The sequence below is a fragment of the Streptomyces sp. NPDC107575 genome (assembly GCF_055657265.1).
Map to the genome: position 1 here is coordinate 702,512 of NZ_JBVKBG010000004.1, position 25,700 is coordinate 728,211.

27 protein-coding genes are annotated in these 25,700 nt (G+C 70.2%); 13 read left to right on the top strand and 14 right to left on the bottom strand.

The genetic code is table 11. The features are described 5' to 3' along the window. The first annotated feature begins 6 nt into the window (after positions 1 to 6). Complete coding sequence (locus ACZ7L4_RS22880; protein WP_472105053.1) at positions 7 to 909, top strand: DUF5936 domain-containing protein; 903 nt, start codon at positions 7 to 9, stop codon at positions 907 to 909. 6 nt (positions 910 to 915) lie between these two features. Here ACZ7L4_RS22880 and ACZ7L4_RS22885 read toward each other — a convergent pair whose 3' ends face one another. Genes ACZ7L4_RS22885 through ACZ7L4_RS22895 form a run of 3 tightly spaced genes read right to left on the bottom strand, consistent with a single transcriptional unit; the run spans position 916 to position 3,566 of the window. Continuing rightward, positions 916 to 1,602 (bottom strand): hypothetical protein, encoded by a 687-nt coding sequence (locus tag ACZ7L4_RS22885; RefSeq protein WP_472105055.1) that lies wholly within the window; start codon positions 1,600 to 1,602, stop codon positions 916 to 918. Positions 1,603 to 1,606: 4 nt separating this feature from the next. Beyond that, positions 1,607 to 1,987 carry a hypothetical protein gene (locus ACZ7L4_RS22890; protein ID WP_472105057.1) on the bottom strand — a complete coding sequence of 127 codons (381 nt, stop codon included), beginning with the start codon at positions 1,985 to 1,987 and terminating at the stop codon, positions 1,607 to 1,609. Positions 1,988 to 2,045: 58 nt separating this feature from the next. Beyond that, positions 2,046 to 3,566, bottom strand: coding sequence for a zinc ribbon domain-containing protein (locus ACZ7L4_RS22895; RefSeq protein ID WP_472105059.1), 1,521 nt, complete (start codon positions 3,564 to 3,566; stop codon positions 2,046 to 2,048). Positions 3,567 to 3,860: 294 nt separating this feature from the next. Between ACZ7L4_RS22895 and ACZ7L4_RS22900 the strand changes: the two genes are divergently transcribed. The 4 genes from ACZ7L4_RS22900 to ACZ7L4_RS22915 are packed head-to-tail and all read left to right on the top strand — an operon-like array spanning position 3,861 to position 5,922. After that, entirely contained in the window at positions 3,861 to 4,082 is a 222-nt protein-coding gene (locus ACZ7L4_RS22900) for a hypothetical protein (RefSeq protein ID WP_472105061.1), read from the top strand. A 35-nt stretch (positions 4,083 to 4,117) separates the two neighbouring features. Beyond that, positions 4,118 to 4,690 carry a pilus assembly protein TadG-related protein gene (locus tag ACZ7L4_RS22905; RefSeq protein ID WP_472105063.1) on the top strand — a complete coding sequence of 191 codons (573 nt, stop codon included), beginning with the start codon at positions 4,118 to 4,120 and terminating at the stop codon, positions 4,688 to 4,690. A 21-nt stretch (positions 4,691 to 4,711) separates the two neighbouring features. Next, positions 4,712 to 5,299 carry a hypothetical protein gene (locus ACZ7L4_RS22910; RefSeq protein ID WP_472105065.1) on the top strand — a complete coding sequence of 196 codons (588 nt, stop codon included), beginning with the start codon at positions 4,712 to 4,714 and terminating at the stop codon, positions 5,297 to 5,299. Positions 5,300 to 5,301: 2 nt separating this feature from the next. Next, on the top strand, positions 5,302 to 5,922 hold the full coding sequence (locus ACZ7L4_RS22915; RefSeq protein ID WP_472105067.1) for an OmpA family protein: 621 nt from the start codon (positions 5,302 to 5,304) through the stop codon (positions 5,920 to 5,922). Positions 5,923 to 5,949: 27 nt separating this feature from the next. Here ACZ7L4_RS22915 and ACZ7L4_RS22920 read toward each other — a convergent pair whose 3' ends face one another. Continuing rightward, on the bottom strand, positions 5,950 to 6,144 hold the full coding sequence (locus tag ACZ7L4_RS22920; RefSeq protein ID WP_472105069.1) for a hypothetical protein: 195 nt from the start codon (positions 6,142 to 6,144) through the stop codon (positions 5,950 to 5,952). Between the two features lie 113 nt (positions 6,145 to 6,257). Beyond that, positions 6,258 to 7,568, bottom strand: coding sequence for a cytochrome P450 (locus tag ACZ7L4_RS22925; RefSeq protein WP_472105071.1), 1,311 nt, complete (start codon positions 7,566 to 7,568; stop codon positions 6,258 to 6,260). A gap of 207 nt (positions 7,569 to 7,775) precedes the next feature. Between ACZ7L4_RS22925 and ACZ7L4_RS22930 the strand changes: the two genes are divergently transcribed. Next, positions 7,776 to 8,567, top strand: coding sequence for a methyltransferase domain-containing protein (locus tag ACZ7L4_RS22930; protein WP_472105073.1), 792 nt, complete (start codon positions 7,776 to 7,778; stop codon positions 8,565 to 8,567). Positions 8,568 to 8,630: 63 nt separating this feature from the next. Next, positions 8,631 to 9,323, top strand: coding sequence for a DUF6882 domain-containing protein (locus ACZ7L4_RS22935; RefSeq protein ID WP_472105075.1), 693 nt, complete (start codon positions 8,631 to 8,633; stop codon positions 9,321 to 9,323). Positions 9,324 to 9,356: 33 nt separating this feature from the next. Here ACZ7L4_RS22935 and ACZ7L4_RS22940 read toward each other — a convergent pair whose 3' ends face one another. Next, positions 9,357 to 9,707: an ArsR/SmtB family transcription factor gene (locus tag ACZ7L4_RS22940; protein ID WP_399227676.1), complete on the bottom strand. Its 351-nt coding sequence runs from the start codon at positions 9,705 to 9,707 to the stop codon at positions 9,357 to 9,359. An 80-nt stretch (positions 9,708 to 9,787) separates the two neighbouring features. On the opposite strand from ACZ7L4_RS22940, the gene ACZ7L4_RS22945 reads away from it, so the two are divergent. Further along, entirely contained in the window at positions 9,788 to 11,746 is a 1,959-nt protein-coding gene (locus ACZ7L4_RS22945; RefSeq protein WP_472105078.1) for a heavy metal translocating P-type ATPase, read from the top strand. A gap of 454 nt (positions 11,747 to 12,200) precedes the next feature. On the opposite strand, the gene mgrA is transcribed toward ACZ7L4_RS22945, so the two are convergent. Continuing rightward, on the bottom strand, positions 12,201 to 13,238 hold the full coding sequence (mgrA, locus tag ACZ7L4_RS22950; protein WP_472105080.1) for an L-glyceraldehyde 3-phosphate reductase: 1,038 nt from the start codon (positions 13,236 to 13,238) through the stop codon (positions 12,201 to 12,203). 108 nt (positions 13,239 to 13,346) lie between these two features. On the opposite strand from mgrA, the gene ACZ7L4_RS22955 reads away from it, so the two are divergent. The 4 genes from ACZ7L4_RS22955 to ACZ7L4_RS22970 all read left to right on the top strand — a co-directional run bounded on the left by ACZ7L4_RS22955 (position 13,347) and on the right by ACZ7L4_RS22970 (position 18,310). Further along, positions 13,347 to 14,120 (top strand): isoprenyl transferase, encoded by a 774-nt coding sequence (locus ACZ7L4_RS22955; protein ID WP_450815569.1) that lies wholly within the window; start codon positions 13,347 to 13,349, stop codon positions 14,118 to 14,120. Positions 14,121 to 14,422: 302 nt separating this feature from the next. Next, positions 14,423 to 15,748 (top strand): PhoH family protein, encoded by a 1,326-nt coding sequence (locus ACZ7L4_RS22960; RefSeq protein WP_399227672.1) that lies wholly within the window; start codon positions 14,423 to 14,425, stop codon positions 15,746 to 15,748. Between the two features lie 417 nt (positions 15,749 to 16,165). Continuing rightward, complete coding sequence (locus ACZ7L4_RS22965; protein ID WP_450815565.1) at positions 16,166 to 16,888, top strand: aggregation-promoting factor C-terminal-like domain-containing protein; 723 nt, start codon at positions 16,166 to 16,168, stop codon at positions 16,886 to 16,888. Positions 16,889 to 16,996: 108 nt separating this feature from the next. Beyond that, positions 16,997 to 18,310: an AI-2E family transporter gene (locus ACZ7L4_RS22970; RefSeq protein WP_472105083.1), complete on the top strand. Its 1,314-nt coding sequence runs from the start codon at positions 16,997 to 16,999 to the stop codon at positions 18,308 to 18,310. Between the two features lie 95 nt (positions 18,311 to 18,405). On the opposite strand, the gene ACZ7L4_RS22975 is transcribed toward ACZ7L4_RS22970, so the two are convergent. Together ACZ7L4_RS22975 and ACZ7L4_RS22980 are read right to left on the bottom strand one after the other, a co-directional pair. Beyond that, positions 18,406 to 18,936, bottom strand: coding sequence for an alkyl hydroperoxide reductase (locus tag ACZ7L4_RS22975; protein WP_425830090.1), 531 nt, complete (start codon positions 18,934 to 18,936; stop codon positions 18,406 to 18,408). 2 nt (positions 18,937 to 18,938) lie between these two features. Then, a complete protein-coding gene (locus ACZ7L4_RS22980) occupies positions 18,939 to 19,493 on the bottom strand; it encodes a peroxiredoxin (protein WP_399227668.1) in 555 nt (184 codons plus the stop codon). A 156-nt stretch (positions 19,494 to 19,649) separates the two neighbouring features. On the opposite strand from ACZ7L4_RS22980, the gene ACZ7L4_RS22985 reads away from it, so the two are divergent. Continuing rightward, entirely contained in the window at positions 19,650 to 20,588 is a 939-nt protein-coding gene (locus ACZ7L4_RS22985; RefSeq protein WP_472105649.1) for a LysR substrate-binding domain-containing protein, read from the top strand. A gap of 6 nt (positions 20,589 to 20,594) precedes the next feature. Here ACZ7L4_RS22985 and ACZ7L4_RS22990 read toward each other — a convergent pair whose 3' ends face one another. From ACZ7L4_RS22990 to ACZ7L4_RS23010, 5 genes are all read right to left on the bottom strand, one after another. Beyond that, positions 20,595 to 22,991, bottom strand: a complete 2,397-nt coding sequence (locus tag ACZ7L4_RS22990; RefSeq protein WP_472105086.1) for an FtsX-like permease family protein — start codon at positions 22,989 to 22,991, stop codon at positions 20,595 to 20,597. Then, complete coding sequence (locus tag ACZ7L4_RS22995) at positions 22,988 to 23,686, bottom strand: ABC transporter ATP-binding protein (protein WP_472105088.1); 699 nt, start codon at positions 23,684 to 23,686, stop codon at positions 22,988 to 22,990. The genes ACZ7L4_RS22990 and ACZ7L4_RS22995 overlap by 4 nt, the downstream gene beginning before the upstream one ends. Further along, a complete protein-coding gene (locus ACZ7L4_RS23000) occupies positions 23,683 to 24,210 on the bottom strand; it encodes a PadR family transcriptional regulator (RefSeq protein ID WP_472105090.1) in 528 nt (175 codons plus the stop codon). Before ACZ7L4_RS23000 ends, ACZ7L4_RS22995 begins: the two co-directional genes overlap by 4 nt. Positions 24,211 to 24,335: 125 nt before the next feature. Then, entirely contained in the window at positions 24,336 to 24,599 is a 264-nt protein-coding gene (locus ACZ7L4_RS23005) for a type II toxin-antitoxin system antitoxin (protein ID WP_472105091.1), read from the bottom strand. Next, positions 24,545 to 25,480 carry an SPFH domain-containing protein gene (locus ACZ7L4_RS23010; RefSeq protein ID WP_472105093.1) on the bottom strand — a complete coding sequence of 312 codons (936 nt, stop codon included), beginning with the start codon at positions 25,478 to 25,480 and terminating at the stop codon, positions 24,545 to 24,547. Before ACZ7L4_RS23010 ends, ACZ7L4_RS23005 begins: the two co-directional genes overlap by 55 nt. Positions 25,481 to 25,700: the final 220 nt, after the last annotated feature.

The following is a 25,700-nucleotide window of genomic DNA, read 5'->3' on the forward strand; positions in this document are numbered from 1 at the left end:
CAGACGATGTCGACAACGATGGTGGGCGTACTCCTCGCGGCCCTCGCGGGGGCGGCGGTCCTGGGCATCTGCCTCGGCGTCCGCATGTACCGGGCGGACGCCAAGGTGCCCAGCGACCTGGCCCTCGCCCTGGAGGTCGGGGCCAGCCGCGTCTCGACCACCGGTTCGGCGGTCGACCGCCTCGGCATGCGGTTCGCGCCGCTGGTGCTGCGCCTGATGGGCCCGCGCCGTGTGGACGCGAAGCGCCGGAAGATCGACATGGCGGGGAACCCGGGCGGCCTGACGATCGACCGGTACGCGGCGCGGCGCGCGGTCTACGGAGCGTTCGGCCTGGTCATGGGCCTGGTCTTCCTCTCCGCCGACAGCCCGCTCTTCGGCCTCCTGACCCTCGCGTTCGGCGCGCTCGCGGCGGACGCGCTCATCTGGCAGGCGGTCAAGGACCGCAAGGAGGTCATCGACCGCACGCTCCCGGACTTCCTGGACGTCCTCGCGGTCGTCGTCTCGGCGGGCCTCGGCTTCCGCCAGGCCCTCGACCGGGTCTCGGAGAAGTACGAGGGCCCGTGGGCCGACGAACTGCGCATCACCCTGCGCCAGATGGACATGGGCGTCCCCCGCCGCCAGGCCTTCGACGAACTCCGCCGCCGCAACGCCTCCGAGCAGGTCGCCCAGTTCGTCTCCGCGCTCCAGCAGGGCGAGGAACTGGGCTCCCCGATCGCGGACACCCTCATCCAGCTCGCCACGGACATGCGCCGCACGGACGCCCAGAACTCCCGCCGCCGCGCGGCGAAGACGATCCCGAAAGCGACGATGGTGACGCTGGTCTTCATGCTGCCGGCGACGATGATCCTGATCGGTACGGGCATGTTCCTGGGGTCCGGCACCAACTTCGGCTCGATCTTGGGGCGTTGACCGCAGCTAGGACGCCTTCTGGATATCGGCGGCTGTGATCTCCCCGTCCGTCACGGTGTACGTCCCCTGGTACCGCTCCGTCGTGCCGTCGGTCTGGGTCGAGGTGATGTGGACGTCGACCGAGTCGAAACCGTCGTCGGTGGCGTCGACCGTGATGCTCCGCGTCGTGCTGAACCCGGAGACCCACTCCTCGTACGTCTGCTCCGTCGCGATGTTCGAGCCGCCCAGGTCCCAGGCGGCGTCGAAGTCACCGGCGTTGAGGTCGGCGTAGTACGACTCCACCACCGAGGCCGCGGTCTCGGTCTCCTGCGTCTCCTCCGGCACGGTGGGCTCGGTCGGCAGCTCGGGTTCGGGCTCGGTCGGTACGGCCTCGGTGCCGGGGTCCTCGAAGGTGGCCGAGGAGAACGACGCGAGGGTCGAAGGAGGCGGGCCGGAGTCGTCGTCCCTGTTCGCGAGGGTGACGCCCACGGCCGTGCCCGCCGCGACGAGCACGGCGAGCAGGGCCACGGGAAGCAGCCGCGGCAGCCGCGTGGGGCCCACCCGGATGTACGCCGAGTCGTCGGCGGCCTTGTCGGCCGGTCGCGGCGCGGGCTCCGGCCGTTGACCGGCGTACGCCGTGCCGCACCGCGGGCAGAACGACAGCCTCGCGTCCTCGGTGCCGGCGCCGCAGCGGATGCAGTAGCGGGTGGCCATGCGGCTACAGGTTCCGCACGGCTTCTTCGATGGTCACCGCCAGCGAGGCGAGCCCGGCGACCCCGGGCACGGCCTCCACCAGCGCCCGCGCCACGCGCCGCAGCTTGCCGGTGCGCGGCGCGTCCGAGGCCAGCTCCTCGCGGGCGTCCTCGGCGAACTCGGCGAGGTCCGCCCGGTCGGGGTGGTCGGACCGGTGCAGCCCGTCGATCAGCTGCGCGAGCAGCTCACTGATCTCGGCGGGCCCCAACTGCCCCGCCGAGCCGCCCTGGTCGCCCGCCTCGGTGACCCGGTAGTCGACACGCGCCCGGTCCCCGGAGGCGACCGCCACGTGGGAGACGGTCGCCTTCGCACCGGCGATCACGCCCTTGTTGATGCGCTCTTCCATGTCCGTTCTCGTCCTTTGTCCGAGGCCGGTCCCGGACCGGCCCACCATGGGAAGGTGCTCAGTCCGTCTTGGGCCGCGGGATCCTCTTCAGCACGGTCGAGATCCGCGACCGGTCGCCCGAGGCCACCGAGCTGGACTCCACCCTGGCGCCCGCCGACGCGATGATGCCGTTGTTGATGATCATGTCCTGGCGGCGCCTGAGATCGCCCGGATCGATACCGTGGTCCTCCGCGAACTCCACAAGCGCGTCGAGGATCCGCCGCTCCACGGTCTTGAGGACCATGCCGGAGTCGGCCTTCTGGAAGTACCGCTGGTGGTCCCGGGACGCCGCGAGCTGCCGCACGCTCTGCCGCGCGCCGTAGTCGAACGCCTTCAGGCTCACGATCCGCCGGCGCTGCCGCTTGCGCCTGCGCCGCATCCGGAAGTCGGGCGAGAACCCCATGATCGCCCGGGCCGGGGCGGCCAGCAGGACGAACGGGGTGCTGAACACGCTCTGCCCCAGCAGGCTCATGAACTCGCGGAAGCTCGGGCTCGGCATGAGCGAGTCGATGACCCGGTACCGGTCCTGCAGCGGGCACAGCACGGTGGGCACGGCCTCCACGAACAGGTTGGAGTCCGAGCGGACGCAGCGCAGGAACACCGACGTCACCAACTCGCCGCCCCACCCCGTGGAATGAACCCCCAGATAGACGCGGGCCGTCTCCTCGGGCGCCCGCTTCAGCGCGTCCACCTGCCCGGCGCCCACCCGGGGGAGGGGCCGCCCCAGCGGTTCGGGCAGGAACCGCTTGTCGTGCAGCAGCGCCGAGCCCTCGACGAAGACCCGCTCCTCGATCTCCAGACACGGCAACGACAGCGCCCCGACCCGCCCGGCCACATACGCGTACAGCTCCGCGACATCGAAGTCCCGCGGCGGGACCCCCTCGGTGTCCGGGGCCGTGACGTCGAAGGTCAGCGACCACGAGTCGAGCTCCTGCCCGTACCCGGTGAAGGGCGAGAAGCCGCTGTACGCGCTGACGTTCCCGTCCGCGTACCCGTCGATCTCCGCCAGCCGCCGCGCGGCGTCCTCGTTGGGCGCCTCGGGCACGGCGGCGGGATCGAACCGGTCGGGCCGCAACCGCTGCAGCCGTTCGCCGTACAGCGTGGACAGCCTGAAGCCGAGAGTCGTCAGCCACGCGAGCAACAGCAGGAGCAGGAACACCACATTCAGGAAGCTGCCGGTCAGCAGCATGACAACCAGGGCCAGACACAGGGCCGCCAGCAGCAGATCCCGCGCGTGCCGCCTGGCGTTCGCCGCGTACGCGAACCGGAGCACGACCGGCACGTCACAGCCGGGAGCGGGCGCGGCGCCGAGATGCGGCTCGGCCGCGATGTCCTTGATCAGCGAGTCCGCGTACGTGCGGTCGAGGAAGACGGCGGCGCACAGGTACCGCGTCAGATCCGCACGACCGCCCCATCGCGGAGCGGCGACCGCACGCGAACCCTCCCGCACGACGAGCGAGGCCCCGCACTCACCGCAGAACGCGGCCCCCTCGACCGTGACCGCGGAGCAACCCACGCACGTCTCGATCACCTGACTCATCACACCCCCCGTGTGAGCGTCGCCACCGTGAGTATCAAGTGCACCACCGATCCGCCACGAAGCGATGCCCGATGACCCGCCAAAGGTCCATCCTTACAACACCTTCACCACAACTCCCGTACGACGAACCGTAGTTGACTGACCCGCGCGGATGCGGCCCTCCGAGGCCCCTGTAAACAAGGCGACAGATTCCGGCCAAGAGCTGCACTTTTGTGCGCGAAACCGAGTGCGGAGGGTGGCAGTTCGCGTACGTTGCGGATGGTGCTTCGGCTGCGGCAGAGACAGGGAGATCCCGTGATCAAAGACCGGCTGATCGGGGTGTGGGTGACGTGGACATACGCGCTGGGGGAGCGGGTTCGGGGGGCTCGGCGGGATTCGGGGGCCGGGTTTGTGGAGTATGCGGGGTTGATGATTCTGATCGCGGGGATCTTTCTGGCCATCGACACCCTGGGGCTGGACAGCAAGATTTCCCAGGCCATCGGCAATGCGGTGAACCGAGTCGTCGGCGGGGGCTGAGCGCCCGCCTGCCAAGCGGTGACCGCGGCTCTACATTGCCGATCTATATCTGGCTGACCGCGATTCTGCTGTTCGCTGCATTCGCCTTCTTCGCCTTCGCGCAAGCGGCCTCGGCACGTAACGGTGCGCAGTCCGCCGCTGACGCTGCCGCGTTGGCGGCAGCGCAGTCCGCTCGTGATGAGCTGATGCTGGGGCTGGGGGATGCGCTCGAAGGTGGCGACAACTGGTTGGACTGGCTGGACGGTATGGACCCCAAGGACGACAGTGCGCCGGGCGCAGCGGCGAGCCGCCTGGCCGCAGCCAACGATGCCGATGTCACGGACGGCCCGGCTTTCACCAAGGTCAACGGTCACCCGGGATATCGGGTAGGCGTGGAGACCCTCCACACGGTGGGCGACACGATCATCCCCGGCACAGAGAACCAGCGGGCGAAGGCGCACGCCACAGCCGTGGTCCAGCCACGCTGCGACGTTCCGCTGGACGCCGACCTGAAGAAGTCCCTGCAACTCACCTGTGGTGACAAAGAGCTGGAGTTCGACCCCGAGGACTTCGACCTGGACGACCTGCCGGACGCGTCCGATCTGTTCGCCGTCCACCTTGCCGACTGACGAGAGAGGGAAGCCGCAGCGATGAACCTTCGGCGTACGACGACCACCCGCCGGGCGGTGGCTGCGGCAGTGATCGCGGCCGGGCTCGTCCTGTCCGTGACCGCCTGCGGAGGCGACGACGACAAGGGCGAAGGAAAAGGCGCGAAGTCCTCGGCGCCGGCGCAGCAGGGCAGCGACGGAAAGGCCGAGTCCTCGGCGCCGTCGACGGACAAGCCTCTGGCCGAGGTGAAGAGCAACGGCATGACGCTCACGGTCACGTCGGCAACGCGCGATCAAGGCGGGTACCTCAACCTCACCGGCACCGTGACCAACGGGACCTCCGGGATATGGGTCGGCGCTGATTGGAAGAGCGATGAGACCGAGTTGCAGGGGAGCGTCGGATCGATGGCCGGGGCCAGCGTCGTAGACCAGGAGGGCAAGAAGAAGTACCTGGTTCTGCGGGACACCGAGGGCCGGTGCCTGTGCACGAAGTTCCAGGGCGGGATCGACCAGGGTAAAACCCGCGACTGGTTCGCCCAGTTCCCGTCGCCGCCGGAGGGTACGAAGTCGGTTCAATTCCAGGTGCCCACCATGCCCCCGGCCCAACTCAACCTCACCGAGGGCGAGTAACCATGCCCCGACGTCACCGCGCCCCCACCGTCCTCACCGCCGCGACCGCCCTCCTGCTCACCACGGGCGTGGCGGTCGCCGACGACGAACCCACCGGCGCCCCACCCGGCAGCACCAGCAGCTCCCCGCCGCCCTCCGTCGACGCCAACAGCCCCGGCCTGAAGCTCGCCGACGGCGCCACGCTCGCGCCCGCCAAGGTGTTGGACATCAAGTCGGTCGTGGAGGACCTGTCCGGCGACGAGCGGCGGACGGACACGAACGAGGACGTGACGTTCGCGCTGCAGGCCGAGGTGCTCTTCCCCAAGGACAGTGCCAAGCTGAACCCGGACGCGAAGTCCCGGATCCAGGCCATCGCGGACGAGATCGAGAACCAGAAGGCAAGCTCCGTACGGGTCTTCGGGTTCACCGACAACCTCGGCTCGTACGCCCACGGCCTCAAGCTCTCCAAGAACCGCGCGGAATCCGTCCACGACGCCCTGAACGCGGCGCTCGGCGCCAAGGGCGGGAACATCACGTTCCAGGTCAGGGGCTACAGCGAGGACTACCCGATCGCGGACAACGGCTCGGAACAGGGCCGCAAGAAGAACCGAAGGGTGGAGGTCTCCCTCCCGAAGTCGAGCTGAGGACGCGCTCGCGGGACCGCCCGCGGCTCACCGCACCAGTCTCACCAGCAGCGCCGCCACATCCGCCACGATCTGGAGCCACGGGCGCACCCGCTCGGCCCTGCGCCCGAGGCGCCTGCTCAGGCTGCGCGCCCGCCGTGCCTCGCGCCGCCGCTGCGCCCGGTCCCGTACGCGCTGCAACGACGTGATCCCCGTCGTGCCGTTACGTTTACGTCGCCTCATACAGTGACGCTAGCGAGCCCGAACACCCTTACCCAGTGCGGGAGTTCACCAAAGTGGTCGGGGGGTTATTGGAGGTAACACGACACTCCGCCGCCCGACACCCCGGCCCCGCGTCAGTCCACGTACACCGGCAGCCGGTCCACCCCGTACACGATGGACAGCTTCCGGAACTCCAGCTCCGAGGGCTCCACCGCGAGCCGCAACTCGGGGAAGCGCCGCACCAGTTGGGGGAAGGCCGCCCGCAGCTCCATCTTGCCGAGCTCCGCGCCGATGCAGCGGTGGATGCCGTAGCCGAACGCCAGGTGGGAGGAGGCGGGCGGCCGCGAGGGCAGGAAGGCGTCCATGTCGTCGCCCTCGCCGCCGAGCCGCGGATCGCGGTCCGCGGCGCTCAGGGAGACGATGACTATGTCGCCGGCGGAGAGCGTGACCCCGCCGATCTCGGTGTCCTCGCGCGCGAACCGCGGGAACGCGGTCTGCACCACGGTCAGATGGCGCAGCAGTTCGTCGACGAACGGGGCCGCGACCGTCGCCGGGTCCTCCGCGTCGCGCAGCGCCGTGAAGTGCTCGCGGTCCTTGAGCATGATCATGGTGCCGAGGGCGATCATGCTCGCCGTTGTCTCAAGGCCGCCGGTGAGGACGCCGTCCGCGAGGCCCGTGAGCTCCTCGTCGGTGATGTTGTCGCCGTGCTCGCGCACCAGCATGCCGAGCAGCCCGTCGCCGGGGTCGCGGCGCTGCTCCGCGACGACGCCGCGGAGGTAGTCGAGCGACTGGGAGACCGCGCCGAACGAGGCTCCCGCGCCGCCCAGCACGTCGAAGCGGGCGACCGAGAACTGCTGGAACGCGTCACGCTCCTCGTACGGGACGCCGAGCAGCTCGCAGATGACGAGCGCGGGGACCGGCATCGCGAAGTGCTCGACGAAGTCGGCCGTGCCGTCGGGCGACTCGCGGGCCGCCTTCTCCAGCTGCGCCAGCTGCTCCTCGATGATCGCGTGGATGCGCGGCGTGAGCCTGGAGAGGCGGCGCATCGTGAACTCGGGCGTCAGGAGGCGGCGCAGCCGCGTGTGGTCCGGCGGATCGCAGAAGCCGAGGCCGCCGGGGTGCTGCTCGGCCTCGGCACCGCCCACCCCCACCAGGTTCCGGAAGTCGTTGCTGAACGCCTTCGCGTTGCCGAGGACCGCCTTCGCCTCGTCGTATCCGGAGACCAGCCATACCGTCATGCCGGGGATCGGCAGTTTGCTCACGGGTTCCCGGTCGCGCAGCACGCCGATCTCGGGAACGGGGTCGACGCCCTCGCGGCGCAGCGGCAGCAGCGCGGCGTCGGGGAGTTTCGACAGTACGGAGAGGTCCAGGCTGCCCCCCTTCTTGCGCAGCCTTGAGAAGTAGAGGCGGGTCAGCCAGGTCGCTATCGCGGAACGTACGGACATGTGCTCGCATTTCTGCGGTGAGGCGGTAGGACGGACGGGCCTGATGGAGGTATGGGGGTTGGGGAATGCCAGTGGGGAACGCCAAGGGTACGTGCGATCCCCCTGTTCTACGGAAGAGGGGCAACCCCCGCCCCCGCCCGGGGGCTACCCCCAGTACCGGTGAAATCGAGATGAATCCGACCCGGAGTGACTGCGATCATGCGCGGCATGACCACTTCCGACAACCTTCGTCCCTCTCACGCGGACCGTCCCTATGAGGAGCTCGTCGCCGAGGCCGTCGCCGCGCCCACCGACGGCTGGGACTTCTCCTGGTTCGACGGGCGGGCCACCGAGGAGCGGCCCTCGTGGGGCTACGCCCGCCTCATGGGGGAGCGGCTCGCCCACGCGGAATCCGCCCTCGATCTGCACACCGGTGGCGGCGAGGTGCTGAACCTGGCCCCGAAGCTGCCGCCCCTCATGGCCGCGACCGAGGGCTGGCCCCCGAATGTGGACAAGGCCACCCGCCTCCTGGGTCCGCGCGGAGTGGTCGTCGTCGCCTCGCCCGACGACGCCCCGCTGCCCTTCGCCGACGCGGCCTTCGAGCTCGTCACCGCCCGCCACCCGGTCAGGGCGAACTTCCCGGAGATCGCCCGCGTACTGCGCCCCGGCGGCACGTACTTCGCCCAACACGTGGGCCCCAGCAGCGTGTTCGAGCTGGTCGAGTACTTCCTGGGCCCGCAGCCTGCCGAGGTGCGCGCGGGCCGCGACCCGCGCGCGGAGCGGCGCGAGGCCGAGGCGGCGGGCCTCGAGATCGTCGATCTGCGCGCCGAGCGGCTGCGCATCGAGTTTTACGACATCGGCGCAGTTGTCCACTTTCTGCGCAAGGTTGTGTGGATGGTGCCGGACTTCACGGTAGAGGCGTACGAACCCCAACTCCGGGCGCTGGACCGGCAGATCAGGGCGGACGGGCCGTTCGTGGCGCACAGCGCCCGGCATCTCTTCGAGGCCCGCAAGCCCTAGCCGGGCCCCCGGGCACCTCCGTAAATCTGGCCTCTACAGCCGTCTCGCGTAAGGTCCCGCCCCATGAGCCACACGCAATTCAGCCAAGCTTTCCTGTACGAGACCGAGCGGCACGCGGCGTGGGGTGGCGCTCAGCTCGAAGCTCTCATGGGGTTCCTGCCCGAAGGGGCGTCGTGGACGGCCGACCTGCCGACGTGCCGGTACCGGCAGGGCCATGTGGACCTGCGCGTCGGTGTCCTCGGCACGTACGACGCCGCCCAGCGGTCGTGGATGTGGGGCTGGGCCAACCCCGAACTGCGCGGAACGCCGATCGCGGCGCTCTCCGAACAGGTGGGGCGTTTCGGCCAGAGCCAGGGGATATCCGAGTTCACGACCCAGGTGCTCGACCTGTCCGGCTTCCCCGACCCCCGGCGGGCCGCCGAGACCCTCGCCTTCGCGGGGATGGGCGTGACGGGCGCCCCCGGCTACATCGGCGTGCCCGCGAACCGCGAGACCCAGGTCTACTTCCTGCCCGAGGATCCGCAGGTGCCGCGCGCCGCCCTCGACCCGGTCACGCTGCCGCGCACCCTCGTACAGGCCGAAGGGCTGCTCGGTGTCGACGCCCGGCGCCTGGTCACGGGCTTCTTCGACCACCACGGGGTGGCGTACCGGGACAACGGCGGGCAGATCGCCGCGGAGCTGCCCGGCTCCGTCCCCGCCGAGATCGGCTTCGACGAGGCGGGTCGCATCGCCGGCATCCGTCTCGCCCTGCACTGAGGGCGGCACGACCGCAGGAAACGGCCGCAGAAGCTACGCCTCGTCGCGCAGTCCGAGGCGCAGGTGCTCCACGTGGAAGAGCGCCTGGTCGAGAAGCTGCGCGACGTGGTCGTCATACAGCGCGTAGACGATCGAGCGCCCCTTGCGCTCACTGCTGACCAGGCCGAGATTGCGCAGCAGCCGCAGCTGGTGCGAGCACGCCGACTGTTCCAGGCCGGCCGCCTCCGCGAGATCGCCGACCGCGCACGGCCCCTCCTGCAGACGGGCCAGGATGCGCAGCCGCGACGGGGTCGCGAGGGCCTGGAGCGTTGCCGCGACATCCGCCGCGCCCACGGCGTCGAGCCGCTCGCGCGTGCTGCTCTTGTGATCGATTCCATGGCCCATGGGCTCATCGTATCCAGGCGACGGCCGTCATCCATGGCATGCATGAAGAGGTCTTCATGTGTTCCTGTATCGTGTGGCCCATGCCTGCACCCGTGTCCGCCTCCGCACCGGCCGAGGCCGCCGCGCCCGCCTCCACCGCGCCGCGCACCGCCGTCCGCGGCGCCCGCACCCCCGTCCTGGCCCTCCCGGAGGCCCGCTGGGCGGCGCTCGCGACCGTCGCCTTCCTCCTCGCCCTCCCGCTCCAACTCCTCGACGCCACCGTCTGGTTGTGGGGCCCGCTGTACGCCGTCGCCTACGTGGCCGGGGGCTGGGAGCCCGGGCTCGAAGGCCTGAGGGCGCTGCGCGAGAAGACCCTCGACGTCGACCTCCTGATGGTCGTGGCCGCGCTCGGCGCCGCCGCGATCGGGCAGGTCATGGACGGCGCCCTGCTCGTCGTCATCTTCGCGACGTCCGGCGCCCTGGAGGCCCTCGCCACCGCCCGCACCGAGGACAGCGTCCGCGGGCTGCTCGACCTGGCCCCGGCGACCGCCACCCGGCTCGCCCCCGACGGGACGCAGGAGACCGTCCCGGCCTCCGAACTCGCCGTCGACGACGTGCTGTTGATCCGCCCCGGCGAACGCGTCGGCGCCGACGCCCGCGTCCTCGAAGGCGCAAGCGACGTCGACCAGGCCACCATCACCGGCGAGCCCCTGCCCGTGCCCAAGACGGTCGGCGACGAGGTCTTCGCCGGCACCCTCAACGGCACGGGCGCGCTGCGCGTCCGCGTCGCCCGCGACCCCTCCGACACGGTCATCGCCCGCATCGTCGCCCTGGTCGAGGAGGCCACCCGCACCAAGGCGCCGACCCAGCTGTTCATCGAGCGCGTCGAACAGCGCTACGCGCTCGGCATGGTCGCCGCGACCCTCGCGGTCTTCCTGGTCCCGCTCGCCCTCGGCGACGCGCTCACGGACGCGCTCCTGCGGGCCATGACGTTCATGATCGTGGCCTCGCCGTGCGCCGTCGTGCTCGCGACGATGCCGCCGTTGCTGTCGGCGATCGCGAACGCGGGCCGCCACGGCGTGCTCATCAAGTCGGCCGTGGTGATGGAACGCATCGGCCGCACCGACACGGTCGCCTTCGACAAGACGGGAACGCTGACGGAAGGCGTCCCCCAGGTGACGGAGGTCCGCCCCGAATCCCCGTACACCGAGGCCGAGTTGCTGACCCTGGCGGCCTCGGTGGAGCAACAGAGCGAACACCCGGTGGGGCGGGCGATCGTCGCGGCGGCCCACGACAGGGGCCTGACGCCGCACCCCGTGGAGGCTTTCGAGTCGATGCCGGGCAAGGGTGTCTCGGGACGGGTCCTCGGGGGCGGCCCCGACGACGGACGTCCCGAAGTCGCCGCCGGCTCCCCGCACCACTTCGGCGTCGACGCCACATCCACCCCCGGCACCGAGGTGGCCGTCCAGGTGGACGGCAGGCTCGCCGGCCGAATCACCCTCACCGACACCCTCCGCCCCGCCGCCCCGGAGGCGGTCCGCGCCCTCCGGGCCCGCACCGGCACCGCGCCGATCCTCCTCACCGGCGACCACGAACACGCCGCGGCCGCCGTCGCGCGACAGGTCGACATCGCCCCCGGCGACGTACGGGCAGGTCTGCTGCCCGACGAGAAGGCGCACGCCGTACGCGAGCTGGCGGCCGCGGGCCGCACCGTCCTCCTGGTCGGCGACGGGGTGAACGACGCCCCCGCGCTCGCCGCCGCGCACACCGGCGTGGCCATGGGCCGCGGCGGCTCCGACCTCGCCCTCGAAACCGCGGACGCGGTCCTCGTGCGGGACGAGCTGGGCGCCCTGGAGCGCACCGTGGCGCTGTCCCGGCGTGCGCGCCGGCTGGTCGTCCAGAATCTCGTCGTCGCCGGTGTCTTCATCGCCGGACTCGTGATCTGGGACCTGGCGGGGCACCTGCCGCTGCCGCTCGGCGTCGCGGGGCACGAGGGCTCCACCGTCCTGGTCGGCCTCAACGGCCTGCGCCTGCTGCGCGAGCGCGCCTGGACGCGCTGAGCGGCCGATCCGGATCGTTATCGATACGCGATCGAATGCGGCCTAAGAATCACGTAAGTTCAGACCAACGGCAATTCGCGTGAGCAAAGCTGCGCGTCGGTACCGCGCGGTGGAGGGGGCCGCGCGGTGCCCCGGCCGTCATCGCCCGCGTGTCAACCTCGCGCGTAACACGGGAGAGGGACGCCGCGCCGGGGGCTCCGGCCCCGCGAATCCCCGCGCATCCGGGCCGCGCACCCCCTCGAACCTGCTGCGGGACGGCTTGAAAGCCACCTCCGGGCGTCGCCGGACGACTTCGGAGCGTAGTTGTGGCACGCCGATGCGAGCGGCGGCACTTACGAAGGGTTATGGTGGAAACCCCCCCTCGGGCCGGTCCGTATCCCCCCCCCCCCCACGGACCGGCCCGTTTTTCTGTCCCGGGAGTGCCCGGGCGAACCCCCGCTCCCGGCACGGGAGTTCAGCGCCGGCCGTTCCAGATGTTGGTGCCCGCCGTGGAGACCGCGAACGAGTCGATTTCGGTCAGCTCTTCGTCGGTCAACTTCGGCCCGTCGAGCGCCGCCAGATTCTCCTCCAGCTGCTTGACGCTGGAGGCCCCGATCAGCGCCGATGTCATCCGCTCGTCCCGCAGCACCCAGCTCAGCGCCATCTGCGCGAGCGACTGGCCGCGGCGCTGCGCGATGTCGTTCAGCCCGTTCAGCCGGCGGACGACGTCGTCGCTCAGCAGGTTCGGGTCGAGCGACTTGCCCTGCGTCGCACGCGAACCCTCCGGGATCTCCTTCAGGTACTTGCCGGTCAGCAGGCCCTGCGCGAGCGGCGCGAAGGAGATGCAGCCCATCCCGGCCGCCTCCAGCGTGTCCAGCAGGTTGTCGTCCTCGGTCCAGCGGTTGAGCATCGAGTACGAGGGCTGGTGGATGATCGCCGGAACGCCCATCTCCCGGAGCAGGCGCGCCGCTTCGGCCGTCTGCTCGCTGCTGTACGAGGAGACGCCCACGTACAGCGCCTTGCCCTGCTGGACCGCGGACGCCAGCGCGCCCATCGTCTCCTCGAGCGGGGTGTCCGGGTCGAAGCGGTGCGAGTAGAAGATGTCGACGTAGTCGAGGTCCATCCGCTTCAGGGACGCGTCGAGCGACGACATCAGGTACTTGCGGCTGCCCCACTCCCCGTACGGGCCGGGGTGCATCCGGTAGCCCGCCTTGGTCGAGATGACGAGTTCGTCACGGTACGGCGCGAAGTCCTGGGCGAAGATCTTGCCGAAGTTCAGCTCCGCGCTGCCGGGCGGCGGCCCGTAGTTGTTCGCGAGGTCGAAGTGTGTGACGCCCAGGTCGAAGGCGCGGCGCAGGATCGAGCGCTGGCTCGCAAGTGTGCGGTCGTCACCGAAGTTGTGCCACAGTCCGAGGGAGACGGCGGGGAGCTTGAGGCCGCTGCGGCCCGTGCGCCGGTACTCCATGGAACCGTACCGACCCACCGAGGCGACATAAGGAGAGGTGTCGTTCATGGATACGAAGCTACGTCAGGCCACTGACACCCCATAGCCGGCACCAAGCTACGCCCGAGTAGGCTTTCGCCTTCGGGGACTTCCATCTGCACGGAGGGCAAAAAGACCGTGAACCTGCGCGACAGGCTGCGCGGCCTGCTGGTCAGGCTGTACGCACGCCGGGTGGAAGGCCACCTGGACCACGCCCAGGTGCCCAAGCACATCGGCGTCATCATGGATGGCAACCGCCGCTGGGCCAAGGCCGCCGGATCCACCACCGCCCAGGGCCACCAGGCGGGCGCGGCCAAGATCGAGGAGTTCCTCGGCTGGTGCAGCGAGACGGACGTCGAGGTCGTCACCCTCTGGCTGCTGTCGACGGACAACTTCGACCGCCCCCAGGAGGAGCTGGTCCCGCTCCTCGGCATCATCGAGGACACCGTGCGCACGCTCGCCGAGGACGGCCGCTGGCGCGTGCAGCACGTGGGCAACACCGACATCCTCCCGTCGGGCATGCAGGCCGTGCTCAAGGAGGCGGAGGAGTCCACCGCGGGGCGCGACGGAATAGTGGTCAACGTCGCGATCGGCTACGGCGGCCGCCAGGAGATCGCCGACGCCGTCCGCTCGATGCTGCTCGACGCCTCCGACCGGGGGAGCTCGCTCGAGGACGTCGCCGAGACGGTCACGGTCGACGCCATCGGCAAGCACCTCTACACCAAGGAGCAGCCCGACCCGGATCTGGTCATCCGCACCAGCGGCGAGCAGCGCCTGTCCGGCTTCATGCTCTGGCAGACGGCCCACTCCGAGTACTACTTCTGTGACGTCTTCTGGCCGGCCTTCCGCAAGGTCGACTTCCTGCGCGCGATGCGCGACTACGCCCTGCGCCACCGCCGTTTCGGCGGCTGACCCCCGGTCACCGGGAGACGTACGTCACCAGGAGTTAACGAACGCGCCGTCATGTGCCTTTGCATGGCGGCGCTTGTTCGAGGGAATAAGCCTTCCAAGTCGGTGCCCGAACCAAGGACACCGCATCTCAGCGGGCGGCACGGGCCGTCCGCCCGGGAGGCCCTTTGCACCAGGACGACCGTACGCAGATGGGTACGGAAGACGACTTGGAGGGCCGGTTCTCGGCCCGCGCATCGCGGCCGATGAACCGGCCCCGAAAAATCCGTCGCTCCCCGACCTCATCCGAGGGGGTACGTCCTTCCGTGGTGACCAGTAACAAGCGCCTTCCCAAGCCCGACCGGCGCACCTATGTACTCGACACCAGCGTCCTGCTGGCCGATCCGAACTCCATGACCCGGTTCGACGAACACGAAGTGGTCCTTCCTGTCGTCGTGGTCACGGAGCTGGAGGCCAAGCGGAATCATCCGGAGCTGGGTTACTTCGCCAGGCAGGCACTGCGCCTGCTCGACGACTACCGGATCCGCCACGGACGCCTGGACGCGCCGATTCCGACCGGCGAACTGGGCGGCACCCTGCGCGTCGAGCTCAACCACTCCGATCCCAGCGTGCTGCCCTCGGGCTACCGCCTGGGCGACAACGACAGCCGCATCCTGGCCGTCGCCCGCAATCTGCAGGCCGAGGGGTACGACGTCACCGTCGTGTCGAAGGACCTGCCGCTGCGGATCAAGGCGTCCTCCGTGGGCCTCCTCGCCGAGGAGTACCGCGCCGAACTCGCCATCACGGACTCCGGCTGGACCGGCATGTCCGAGCTGACGCTGCCCGCCGAGCAGGTCGACCTCCTCTTCGAAGAGGACACCCTCTACGTGCCCGAGGCCGCCGACCTTCCCGTGCACACGGGCCTGACGATCCAGTCCGAGCGCGGCAAGGCGCTCGGCCGCGTCACGCCCGAGGGCAACGTCCGCCTGGTGCGCGGCGACCGGGAGGCCTTCGGTCTCAAGGGGCGCAGCGCCGAGCAGCGGATCGCCCTCGATCTGCTGCTCGACCCTGACGTCGGGATCATCTCGATGGGCGGCCGGGCCGGCACCGGCAAGTCCGCGCTCGCGCTCTGCGCGGGCCTGGAGGCCGTCCTGGAGCGGCGTCAGCACCAGAAGGTGATGGTCTTCCGGCCCCTCTACGCGGTCGGCGGCCAGGAGCTCGGCTATCTGCCGGGCAGCGAGGCCGAGAAGATGGGCCCGTGGGCGCAGGCGGTCTTCGACACGCTGTCCGCCGTCACCTCGCGCGAGGTGATCGAAGAGGTCACCGCGCGCGGGATGCTGGAGGTCCTGCCGCTCACCCACATCAGGGGCCGCTCGCTGCACGACGCGTTCGTGATCGTGGACGAGGCGCAGTCCCTGGAGCGGAACGTCCTGCTGACGGTCCTTTCACGCATTGGGGCGAATTCGCGTGTCGTCCTCACCCATGACGTCGCGCAGCGCGACAACCTCCGGGTCGGCCGGTACGACGGCGTCGTCGCGGTCGTCGAGAAGCTGAAGGGACATCCGCTCTTCGCGCACGTCACGCTCACCCGATCGGAAAGGTCGCAGATCGCGGCCCTGGTGACCGAAATGCTGGAGGACGGTCAGATCTAGCCCGTACAGGGCCTGTTCGTCCCATTTGGCGCCGTTCGGCAAGGCGGGAGAGCCTAGCCGGGCGGCGCCGCGGCGTGTGCTCGTTTCCGAAAATCCCGTGGAGCAAACGAGGTGTGACCTTTCACACGCGGTGGGGAATTGCCTTGCCACGCTCCGATACGGCAGAGTCACGGTCCTGTCAGGCCCCGCATACGACACTTGCGTGCCCCCAGCGGTACGAAACCACAGCAGCACCCGCTGCATCTGAACTACATAGAGGCCGTCGTATGCCGCCCGAGCACCACGCGGCGCTCCCGTCACGGGAGTTGTCCACCGGGCCCGTGTCTCCCGTGACCCCGCAGTTGGGAGACCAGTGCCAGGGGCACGATTGCGTCCGCGACGGTCACACTCAAGCGGGCGATGCTGGAAGGAAACCGTGTGAGCCGGATTTCGGTCCGGGGATTCGCAGTGGCCTCGGCCACCGCGGTCACCACCGTCGGAGCTGTTGTTGGTGTTGCCTCGGGCAGCACCGGTCAGCCCTCTCACGAGGCTGAGGCAACGGCGAGCGACGCGACTCTCCTCGCTGACATCCCCGCTGGCCAGCAGGCGCAGGTGCAGACCTCGTCGCTGAAGCAGCAGGCGCAGACCCAGGCCATCGCGGCCGACACGGCTGCGCAGAAGTCCGCCGAGGAGTCCGCCCGGAAGCAGGCAGCAGAGGACGCGGTCGCCAAGCAGCAGGCCGCACAGGACGCCAAGGAGGCCAAGGAGAAGGCCGAGAAGGAGGCCAAGGAGCGCGAGGCAGCCAAGAAGGCGGCCGCCAGCCGCTCGGCCACCCGCGACGCCTCCGACTTCGCCACCCAGGCTTCGTACAGCGTCGCCCAGGTCCAGTCGATGGCCCGTCAGATGGTGCCGTCCGGACAGTTCCAGTGCTTCAGCAACATCGTGGACCACGAGTCCAGCTGGAACTACAAGGCCGTCAACGCCTCGTCCGGTGCCTACGGTCTCTTCCAGGCACTGCCCGGAACCAAGATGTCGTCGGCGGGCGCCGACTGGCAGACCAACCCGGCCACGCAGATAAAGTGGGGCCTCGGTTACATGAACGACCGCTACGGCAGCCCCTGCGAGGCCTGGTCGTTCTGGCAGGCCAACAACTGGTACTGAGCAACCAGTAGTTCGCAACCTCGCGAAGCCCCTCACCGTCCTCACGGTGAGGGGCTTCGGCGTTTCCACGCGATACGGTCGGTGCCAAAGGCTCAAAGAGGACGGATGATGTCGCGAGTTCCAGGGTGGCTCGGCCGGGTCGGCGCGGGAATCAGCAAGGTGGGCGAGCGCCTGGACGAGCGCCGCGCGGAGGCCGAGCGTGCCGAGGAGGCGGAGCTGCCGCCCCGGCCCACGCGGGCACCGGCCGTGCCTCCCGTGCCGGATCCCGGCGCACCGGGCCCGGCCGAAGCACAGCCGGCGCACGACACGGACCAGGTGCCCGCACCGCCCGCGTACGCGCCGGCCGTCTCGCCGCGCCCCGAGCCGGCCGTCGCCGTGCCGTGGGGCCTGCGGGTGGCGGCGGAGGCGGGCTGGCGGCTCCTGGTGCTCGCCGGGACGCTCTGGGTGCTGATGAAGGTCATCAGCTCGGTGCAGCTGGTGATCTTCGCGTTCGTCGCGGCGCTGCTCATCACCGCGCTGCTGCAGCCGACGGTGGCGCGGCTCATGCGCCGCGGTGTGCCGCGCGGCCTCGCCACGGCACTGACCGCGATCCTCGGCTTCGTCATCATGGGGCTCGTCGGCTGGTTCGTGGTCTGGCAGGTCCAGGAGAACATCGACCAGCTCTCCGAGCAGGTCCAGGACGGCATCGACGACCTGCGCCGCTGGCTGCTCAACAGCCCCTTCCATGTGACCGACGGTCAGATCAACGACATCGCCAAGTCGCTGCGCGACGCGGTCGGCGCGAACACGGACGAGATCACGTCCGCGGGCCTGGAGGGCGTGACCGTCATCGTCGAGGCGCTGACGGGCGTACTCCTCACGATGTTCTCGACGCTGTTCCTGCTCTACGACGGCAAGCGGATCTGGCAGTGGACCCTGGGGCTCGTCCCGGCGCAGGCCCGTCCCGGGATCGCGGGCGCGGGGCCGCGGGCGTGGCGCACGCTGACCGCCTACGTGCGCGGCACGGTGATAGTGGCCCTGATCGACGCCATCTTCATCGGCCTCGGCATCTTCTTCCTCGGCGTGCCGATGGCGGTGCCGCTCGCCGTCTTCATCTTCCTGTTCGCGTTCATCCCGCTGGTGGGCGCCGTCGTCTCGGGCGCGCTCGCGGTGGTCGTCGCGCTGGTGACGCAGGGCGTGTTCGCCGCGGTGATGACGCTGGGCGTGGTGCTCGCGGTGCAGCAGATCGAGGGCCACATCCTGCAGCCGTTCATCCTGGGCCGCGCGGTGCGCGTGCACCCGCTGGCCGTCGTCCTGGCGGTGGCCGCGGGCGGCATGGTGTCCGGCATCGGGGGAGCGGTGGTGGCGGTGCCGCTGGTGGCTGTCACGAACACGGTGGTCGTCTACTTGCGGGCGTGGTCCCAGGAGGCCCACGTCAAATAAAGCCCCTGCGGCGATTGAGCAGGCGGTGCCGTGGCTGAGGCCTCGGGGCTCTGCCCCGGACCCCGCTGCTCAATCGCCGCAGGGGCTTAAAAGTGTTACGCCAGCGCGTCTTCCGCGTCGAGCGTGACGCCGACCGCCTGGATCACAGAGGCGATCTTGAAGGCCTCCTGGACGACCTCACGGTCGACACCGGCCTTGCGCAGGACCTGCTCGTGCGAGTCGAGGCACATGCCGCAGCCGTTGATCGCGGAGACCGCGAAGGACCACAGCTCGAAGTCGACCTTGTCGACACCCGGGTTGCCGATGACGTTCATCCGCAGACCCGCGCGCATCGTCCCGTACTCGTTGTCCGAGAGCAGGTGACGCGTGCGGTAGAAGACGTTGTTCATCGACATGATGGCGGCGGCCGACTTCGCGGCGGTGTACGCCTCCGCCGACAGGTTCGCCTTCGCCTCGGGCTCCAGCTCGCGCAGCACGCGCGGGGACCGGGAGGCGATGGCGGTCGCCAGGACCGTGCCCCACAGCTGCTGGGCCGGAAGGTCCGAGTTGCCGATGACCGAGCCCAGGTTGAGCTTCAGGTCCTTGGCGTAGTCCGGAACGGCGGACTTCAGTTCATCGAGGGCCATGCTCACTCACCGGCCAGCAGCGCGACCGGGTCCAGGGTGTCCTCGCCCTGGCTCCAGTTGCACGGGCAGAGCTCGTCCGTCTGGAGGGCGTCGAGGACCCGGAGGACCTCCTTCGGGTTACGGCCGACGGAGCCGGCGGTCACCATCGTGAACTGGATCTCGTTGTTCTGGTCGACGATGAAGACGGCGCGCTGCGCGAAGCCGTCCTCGCCCTCGATGCCGAGGTCACGCATGAGCTCGTGCTTCGAGTCGGCCATCATCGGGAAGGGCAGGTCCGTCAGGTCCGGGTGGTCCTTGCGCCAGGCGTGGTGCACGAACTCGGAGTCGCCGGAGAAGCCGAGGATCTGGGCGTCACGGTCGGCGAACTCCTCGTTCAGCTTGCCGAACGCGGCGATCTCGGTGGGGCACACGAAGGTGAAGTCCTTGGGCCACGCGAAGACGATCTTCCACTTGCCCTCGTAGGTCTTGTGGTTGATCTGCTCGAACTCAGAGCCCTTCTCCAGCGAGACACAGGCAGTCAGGTCGAACTCGGGGAACTTGTCACCGACAGTGAGCACACGAACTCCTTGCAGTAGGAGACATCCCTTTTGGGGCTGTTTCCATGGGTTGGACTGCTCAAGATCGTGGCACAGGGTGCATTGATTATGGAAATAGCTAGACTCGGTCATGTTGATCGGAGGTGGCTATCAGTGGGCGCCCAGAACGGAAAGCCCGTGGGGGCTCGGCGCAGGCAGCCGAGCCTGGCGCAGTTGCGGGCGTTCGCCGCGGTCGCGGAGCATCTGCACTTCCGGGACGCGGCGGCGGCGATCGGGATGAGTCAGCCCGCGCTGTCGGGCGCGGTCTCGGCGCTCGAGGAGGTACTGGGGGTGACCCTTCTCGAGCGTACGACGAGAAAGGTGCTGCTCTCGCCGGCCGGGGAGCGGATCGCGGTGCGGGCCAAGGCGGTGCTCGACGAGGTCGGCGCGCTCGTCGAGGAGGCCGAGGCGGTGCGGGCGCCGTTCACGGGCGTGCTGCGGCTCGGGGTGATTCCCACGGTGGCGCCGTATCTGCTGCCGACGGTGCTGCGGCTCGTCCACGACAGGTATCCCGACCTGGACCTCCAGGTGCACGAGGAGCAGACGTCCTCGCTCATCGAGGGCCTGGGCGCGGGGCGGCTCGACCTGCTGCTGCTCGCCGTGCCGCTCGGGGTGCCGGGCATGACCGAACTCCCGCTGTTCGACGAGGACTTCGTGCTCGTCACGCCGCTCGACCACTGGCTCGGCGGCCGGGAGGGGATTCCACGGGAGGCGCTGCGCGAGCTGAACCTGCTGCTCCTGGACGAGGGGCACTGCCTGCGCGACCAGGCGCTCGACATCTGCCGGGAGGCGGGCCGCGACGACGCTCCCGTCGCCACGACCGCCGCCGGGCTCGCCACGCTGGTCCAGCTCGTCGCGGGCGGCCTCGGGGTGACGCTGCTGCCGCGCACCGCCGTGTCCGTCGAGACCAGCCGGAGCAGCCAGCTGCTCACCGGGTACTTCGCGGAGCCCGCCCCCTCGCGCCGCGTGGCCTTCGCCATGCGGACGGGGGCGGCGCGCTCCGCGGAGTACGAGGAGCTGGCCGCGGCCCTGCGCACCGCCCTGCAGGGCCTGCCGGTCCGGATCCTCGGCGGCTGACCCGCGTCACTCCGTGCGCAGGCCCTCCGCGCGCATCATGCGGTACAGCGGGGGCAGGGACAGCAGGGTGACCGCCGCGACGAGGGCGGCACCCACGCCGGTCAGTGGGAGGAACAGCAGCCAGTCGGTCACCGGTTTGTCGACCAGGCGCAGCATCAGCCAGCCGAGGGTCAGTCCGCCCGTCACGGCGATGGCCATGCCGAGGGCGACCGGGATCGCCGTCTGCCACAGCACGGACCAGGCGAGTGTCGAGCGCTTGGTGCCGTGGGCGACGAGCACCGACAACAGCCGCTTGCGTTCGCGGAGTTGCTCGATCTGCGAGACCAGCATCGACGCCGCGATGATCACCATGGTGAGGGCGGCGGCCGTGAACAGGGCCGTGCGGATGCTCGCGTACTCCTTGTCGCGGGACACGAACGCGTTCGTCCACACCTGCATGCCCGGGTCGATCGCGAACGCGGTGTTGCGCACGTGGTCCGCGGCGTCCGGAACGTTCTCGTCGATCTGGATCTGCGCGCTGGTCGACGCGGTGTGCAGGGTCGACGCGTCGAGCGCGCCCGGAGTGGCGAGGATGCCGCCGTAGTACTCGCCCGCCGGGTCCTTGCGGGAGTCGACGGTGCGCACGTCCTCGGGCAGCGACCAGTGCACCGGCTTCGGACCGGGGCGGCCGGAGTCCTCGGGGTCGTCCACGACGAGCCGCCCGCCGGGCACGGCGACCTTCTCCAACTGCTCGTCGTTGTACGAGTCGTGGGAGCGGGTCACGCGGAAGACGTCGCCGTCCGAGCATGACGGCAGGTGGGCGAGTTCGCGCAGCGAGGGGCAGGAGCCGACGGACAGCGAGGTGGACGGGGGGTAACCGTCCTCCGCGGGCTTCGCGCCCACGAGTTCGGCCGAGGTGATGACCGTGCCGATGACCTTCTTGACGCCCTCGGTGGTCCGGAACTCCTTGACCATTTGGTCGGCCATCGCACCGCTCGCGAAGTTGGTGTTCGCGCCGATCTGGGCGCGGTGGGGGTCCTGGCCGGTCGAGGTGCTGAAGCTGTCGTTGATGCCGACGGTGTACATCTGAAGGGCGATGCCGCCGGCCACCGCGATGGTGATGCCGGAGATCGCGCGGGTGGCGCCGCTGCTGTTCAACTGGAGCCTGCGGGTCGCCAGTTGCCAGGGAACGGGGCCGCCCCGCAGTCGCCGCACGACGGCCTCCACCAGCCAGGGGAGGACGAGCACCAGGCCGGTGAGGGAGAGCAGGACACCGCCCGCGATCAGCATCATGCCGCGGCTGGACGCGCCCGCGGCGGAGCCGGACAGGAGCAGGATCAGGATGCCGACGGCGAGGAACAGCAGTCGCCACCACAGCCTGCGGCTGCGCACCCGGCCGCCCCGCACGACCCCGAGCGGCTCGATGGCCACGGAGCGCAGGGCGAACACCGTGACGGCGATCGCGGACAGCGGCACCGCCAGCAGGATCAGCGCGGCGAGCACCGGCACCGGCGTGAAGTCCTCGGGGAACGCGGCCAGTCGCCACAGCTCGACGTGGGCGAGCACCTGCCGGCCGGCGAAGAAGAACAGCAGGCCGGCCACGAGCCCGAGGAGGGTGCCGAGCAGTGCCTCACCGGCCGCCACCCACCGCGTCATCCGGGCGTCCGCACCGACCAGGCGCAGCGCGGCGAGCCTGCGGTCGCGCCGCTCGCCGCCGAACCGCACGGCGGTCGCGACGAAGACGGCGACGGGCGCGAGCAGCACCACACAGGCCAGAATGATCATGAGTACGAGGGCCGGGTCGAGCGGACTGCTCTCGCCCTGCTGCCCGAAGTGGTCGACGCGGATGGCGCCGCGGTCCGTGCTCAGGCTGTCGCTGCCCGCGTACATGTAGAGGTCGAAGGGATCGCTCAGGCCCGCGTTGTGGATGGTGCCGACATCGCGGAAGTGGTAGCGCTGCTTGAGCAGTTCGCCCTTCGGGGAGGCGAGGAGGTCGCGCAGCGCGGGCGAGACCAGCATCTCGCCGGGGCCGGGCAGCTTGTCGACGCCGGGCGGCAGGACGGGGTGCCCGCCCTCGGGCCGCACCATGTAGCCGCCGATGCTCTCGTCCCGGTACTCCGAGGAGCCGTCGAGCGTGAGCAGCGTGCGGTCCGACCGCGGCACGTCCTGTTCGAGCGTGCTGACCATGCGGGCGTCGTAGCGGTCGTTGCGCGCGCTCGTGAAGTTCGGCACGGCCGCGGCGCCCAGCAGCACGGCGACGCCGAGGCCGACGCCCAGCGCGGTGAGCAGCGTCCGGATCCAGCCCTCGCGGCCGCCGGAGAAGCCGAAGCGGACGCCGAGCGCGAGGTCGCGCAGTCGGCCTGCGAGGCCGGGGGCCGTGGGTGCGGGTGGGGCCTGGGCGGGCCGGTCGTCGAGGAGGGTCATCGGGCGAACTCCATGTCCCGGGCCTTGCCGTCCCGTACGACGATCTCGCGGTCCGAGTAGGCGGCGACCCGCGTCTCGTGGGTGACCAGGACGACGGCGGCGCCGGTGCTGCGGGCGGCGTCCGTGAGCAGCTCCATGACGCGCTCGCCGTTGAGGGAGTCGAGGGCGCCGGTGGGCTCGTCGGCGAACAGCACGCGCGGGCCCGTCACCAGCGACCGGGCGACGGCGACGCGCTGGCCCTGGCCGCCGGAGACCTCGCCCGGGCGCTTGCCCGCGAGGTCGTCGACCTCCAGCCGCTGGAGCCACTCGGCGGCCCGGCGCTCGGCCTCCTTGCGCTTCACCCCGTTCAGGCGCAGCGGGAGCGCGACGTTCTCGACGCACGTCAACTCCGGGACCAGCTGGCCGAACTGGAACACGAAGCCGAACTCGCCGCGACGCAGCGCGCTGCGCTCCGCGTCGGACATGGCGGTCAGCTCGCGGCCGTTGTACGTGATGGTGCCGGAGTCCGGCGTGACGATCCCGGCGAGGCAGTGCAGCAGCGTCGACTTGCCCGAGCCGGAGGGGCCCATGACGGCGACGACCTCGCCCGGGTGGACGGAGAAGGAGGCGCCGTCGAGGGCCGGGGTCGGCCCGTACGTCTTGTGCAGGTCGGCGGCGGCCAGCAGGGAGCCGGCGGGTGCGGTGGGGGAACTCATGACGGACGGACCTCCGCGGCGAGCTTGTCGAGGCGCGCGGCGGTCAGTTCCAGCCAGCGCAGGTCGGCTTCCAGGTGGAACAGGGCGTGGTCGCAGATGAGCTGGTCGGCGAGGTCGCCCTTGCGCTTGCGGTCCGTGAGGATGCGCATCAGGCGCAGATGCTCGGCGCGCTGCGCGTCGAGGAGTTCGGTGGCGTCGCGCCGGGTCAGCAGGGCGAGGACGACCTTGGTGTAGAGGGTCGACTGGAGGTACGGCTCCGGCTTCTCCGGCGTCGCGAGCCATCGCTGTACGTCGGTGACGCCGGCTTCGGTGATCGCGTACCGCTTGCGCTCCGGGCCGTCGCCGGCCTCGATCCCGTCGACCTCGACGAGGCCGTTCTTCAGGAGGCGGGACATGGTCGAGTAGACCTGCCCGTAGTGCAGTGGCTTGTCGTGCCCGAACGTCTCGTCGAAGGTGCGCTTGAGGTCGTAACCGTGGCGGGGCCCGGATTCGAGCAGCCCGAGGAGGGTGTGGCCGATGGACATGCGGTGACTATACACACCACGTATACACGGTGTGTATAGCTGGCCATGAAGACGCCGCAGGAGCTTGGTGTTTCAAGCCCCTGCGGCGATTGAGCAGCGGGGTCCGGGGCGGAGCCCCGTGTCGTTCAGTCGGTCTCGTCGGCCGGGGGGCGGCCCCGCCTCGGTATCGGCCCCGCCGAACCCGGTAGGCGCCCCGCCTCCTTGAGGGCCCGGCGCAGCAGGAACTCGATCTGCGCGTTGGTCGAGCGCAGGTCCTCGCCCGCCCAGCGCGCGAGCGCGTCGTGCACGGCCGGATCGAGCCGCAGCAGGACCTGTTTGCGGGGCGCTCGCGGGCTCACTGGTAGAGCGTTCCCGTGTTCAGGACCGGCTGGGCGGCGCGGTCCCCGCACAGCACGACCAGCAGGTTGGAGACCATGGTCGCCTTTCGCTCCTCGTCCAGCTCCACGAAGTCCTGCTCGGCGATCCGGGCGAGCGCGGCCTCGACCATGCCCACCGCCCCGTCGACGATCTGGCGGCGGGCCGCCACGACCGCGCCCGCCTGCTGGCGCTGGAGCATCGCCGACGCGATCTCGGGGGCGTACGCGAGGTGCGTGAAGCGGGACTCGATGATCTGGACGCCGGCCGCCTCCACGCGCGCGTGCAGCTCGAGGGCGAGCTTCTCCGTGATCTCCTCGGCGTTGCCGCGCAGCGACAGGCCCTCCTCGTCGTGCGCGTCGTACGGGTACTCGATGGCGATGTGCCGGACGGCCGCCTCGGTCTGCGTCGAGACGAACTCCAGGAAGTCGTCGACCTCGAAGGTCGCCTGGGCCGTGTCCTCGACCTTCCAGACGACGACCGCGGCGAGCTCGATCGGGTTGCCGTACGCGTCGTTGACCTTGAGGACCGCCGTCTCGTGGTTGCGCACACGCGTCGAGATCTTGGTGCGCGAGGTCAGCGGGTTGACCCAGCGCAGTCCGTCCGTGCGAATCGTGCCCCGGTAGCGGCCGAAGAGCTGCACGACGCGGGCCTCGCCCGGCGCCACCATGTTCAGGCCCGCCATGGCGAAGACCGAGCCGATCGCGACCACGACGCCCGCCGCGATGAGCGCGCCCCTGGCGCCCCCGGACTCGGTGGACCCCGCGATCGCGATCAGGCCCCCGCCGACGATCAGGCCGATGAGGCCGAGCAGCAGGGCGAGTCCGCCGCCGATGCTGTGGGCCGTGAACTCGCGCACGTGCGCCTTCGGCATCTGTACGTCGGGAGTGTTCGGTGTGGCGTCCGTCTCGGACATGGCTGTCCCCGTCTCTCTGAGCTGGTCGTTCGTCGCCGCGAGGCCCCGAACGTGGTCTAGCAAAGTGATATCACTTTATCGCGTCCGGCAACCATCCGCACCTCTCGCTCGTCGGTTCCCATGGGGCAGGTGCTGATTGTCACGTCCGATATGGCCGAATCAACGGAGATTCGACATAAGTGACGGGTTAGGTTCTTGAGCCGATTCAGCACGATCGTGA

What these genes read in the sequence shown, in the direction of transcription:
- ACZ7L4_RS22880 (WP_472105053.1), top strand. Translation starts at nt 7, where the DNA reads ATGTCGACAACGATGGTGGGCGTACTCCTCGCGGCCCTCGCGGGGGCG.
- ACZ7L4_RS22885 (WP_472105055.1), bottom strand. Translation starts at nt 1,602, where the DNA reads ATGGCCACCCGCTACTGCATCCGCTGCGGCGCCGGCACCGAGGACGCG.
- ACZ7L4_RS22890 (WP_472105057.1), bottom strand. Translation starts at nt 1,987, where the DNA reads ATGGAAGAGCGCATCAACAAGGGCGTGATCGCCGGTGCGAAGGCGACC.
- ACZ7L4_RS22895 (WP_472105059.1), bottom strand. Translation starts at nt 3,566, where the DNA reads ATGAGTCAGGTGATCGAGACGTGCGTGGGTTGCTCCGCGGTCACGGTC.
- ACZ7L4_RS22910 (WP_472105065.1), top strand. Translation starts at nt 4,712, where the DNA reads ATGAACCTTCGGCGTACGACGACCACCCGCCGGGCGGTGGCTGCGGCA.
- ACZ7L4_RS22915 (WP_472105067.1), top strand. Translation starts at nt 5,302, where the DNA reads ATGCCCCGACGTCACCGCGCCCCCACCGTCCTCACCGCCGCGACCGCC.
- ACZ7L4_RS22920 (WP_472105069.1), bottom strand. Translation starts at nt 6,144, where the DNA reads ATGAGGCGACGTAAACGTAACGGCACGACGGGGATCACGTCGTTGCAG.
- ACZ7L4_RS22925 (WP_472105071.1), bottom strand. Translation starts at nt 7,568, where the DNA reads ATGTCCGTACGTTCCGCGATAGCGACCTGGCTGACCCGCCTCTACTTC.
- ACZ7L4_RS22930 (WP_472105073.1), top strand. Translation starts at nt 7,776, where the DNA reads ATGACCACTTCCGACAACCTTCGTCCCTCTCACGCGGACCGTCCCTAT.
- ACZ7L4_RS22935 (WP_472105075.1), top strand. Translation starts at nt 8,631, where the DNA reads ATGAGCCACACGCAATTCAGCCAAGCTTTCCTGTACGAGACCGAGCGG.
- ACZ7L4_RS22940 (WP_399227676.1), bottom strand. Translation starts at nt 9,707, where the DNA reads ATGGGCCATGGAATCGATCACAAGAGCAGCACGCGCGAGCGGCTCGAC.
- ACZ7L4_RS22945 (WP_472105078.1), top strand. Translation starts at nt 9,788, where the DNA reads ATGCCTGCACCCGTGTCCGCCTCCGCACCGGCCGAGGCCGCCGCGCCC.
- mgrA (WP_472105080.1), bottom strand. Translation starts at nt 13,238, where the DNA reads ATGAACGACACCTCTCCTTATGTCGCCTCGGTGGGTCGGTACGGTTCC.
- ACZ7L4_RS22970 (WP_472105083.1), top strand. Translation starts at nt 16,997, where the DNA reads ATGTCGCGAGTTCCAGGGTGGCTCGGCCGGGTCGGCGCGGGAATCAGC.
- ACZ7L4_RS22975 (WP_425830090.1), bottom strand. Translation starts at nt 18,936, where the DNA reads ATGGCCCTCGATGAACTGAAGTCCGCCGTTCCGGACTACGCCAAGGAC.
- ACZ7L4_RS22990 (WP_472105086.1), bottom strand. Translation starts at nt 22,991, where the DNA reads ATGACCCTCCTCGACGACCGGCCCGCCCAGGCCCCACCCGCACCCACG.
- ACZ7L4_RS22995 (WP_472105088.1), bottom strand. Translation starts at nt 23,686, where the DNA reads ATGAGTTCCCCCACCGCACCCGCCGGCTCCCTGCTGGCCGCCGCCGAC.
- ACZ7L4_RS23000 (WP_472105090.1), bottom strand. Translation starts at nt 24,210, where the DNA reads ATGTCCATCGGCCACACCCTCCTCGGGCTGCTCGAATCCGGGCCCCGC.
- ACZ7L4_RS23010 (WP_472105093.1), bottom strand. Translation starts at nt 25,480, where the DNA reads ATGTCCGAGACGGACGCCACACCGAACACTCCCGACGTACAGATGCCG.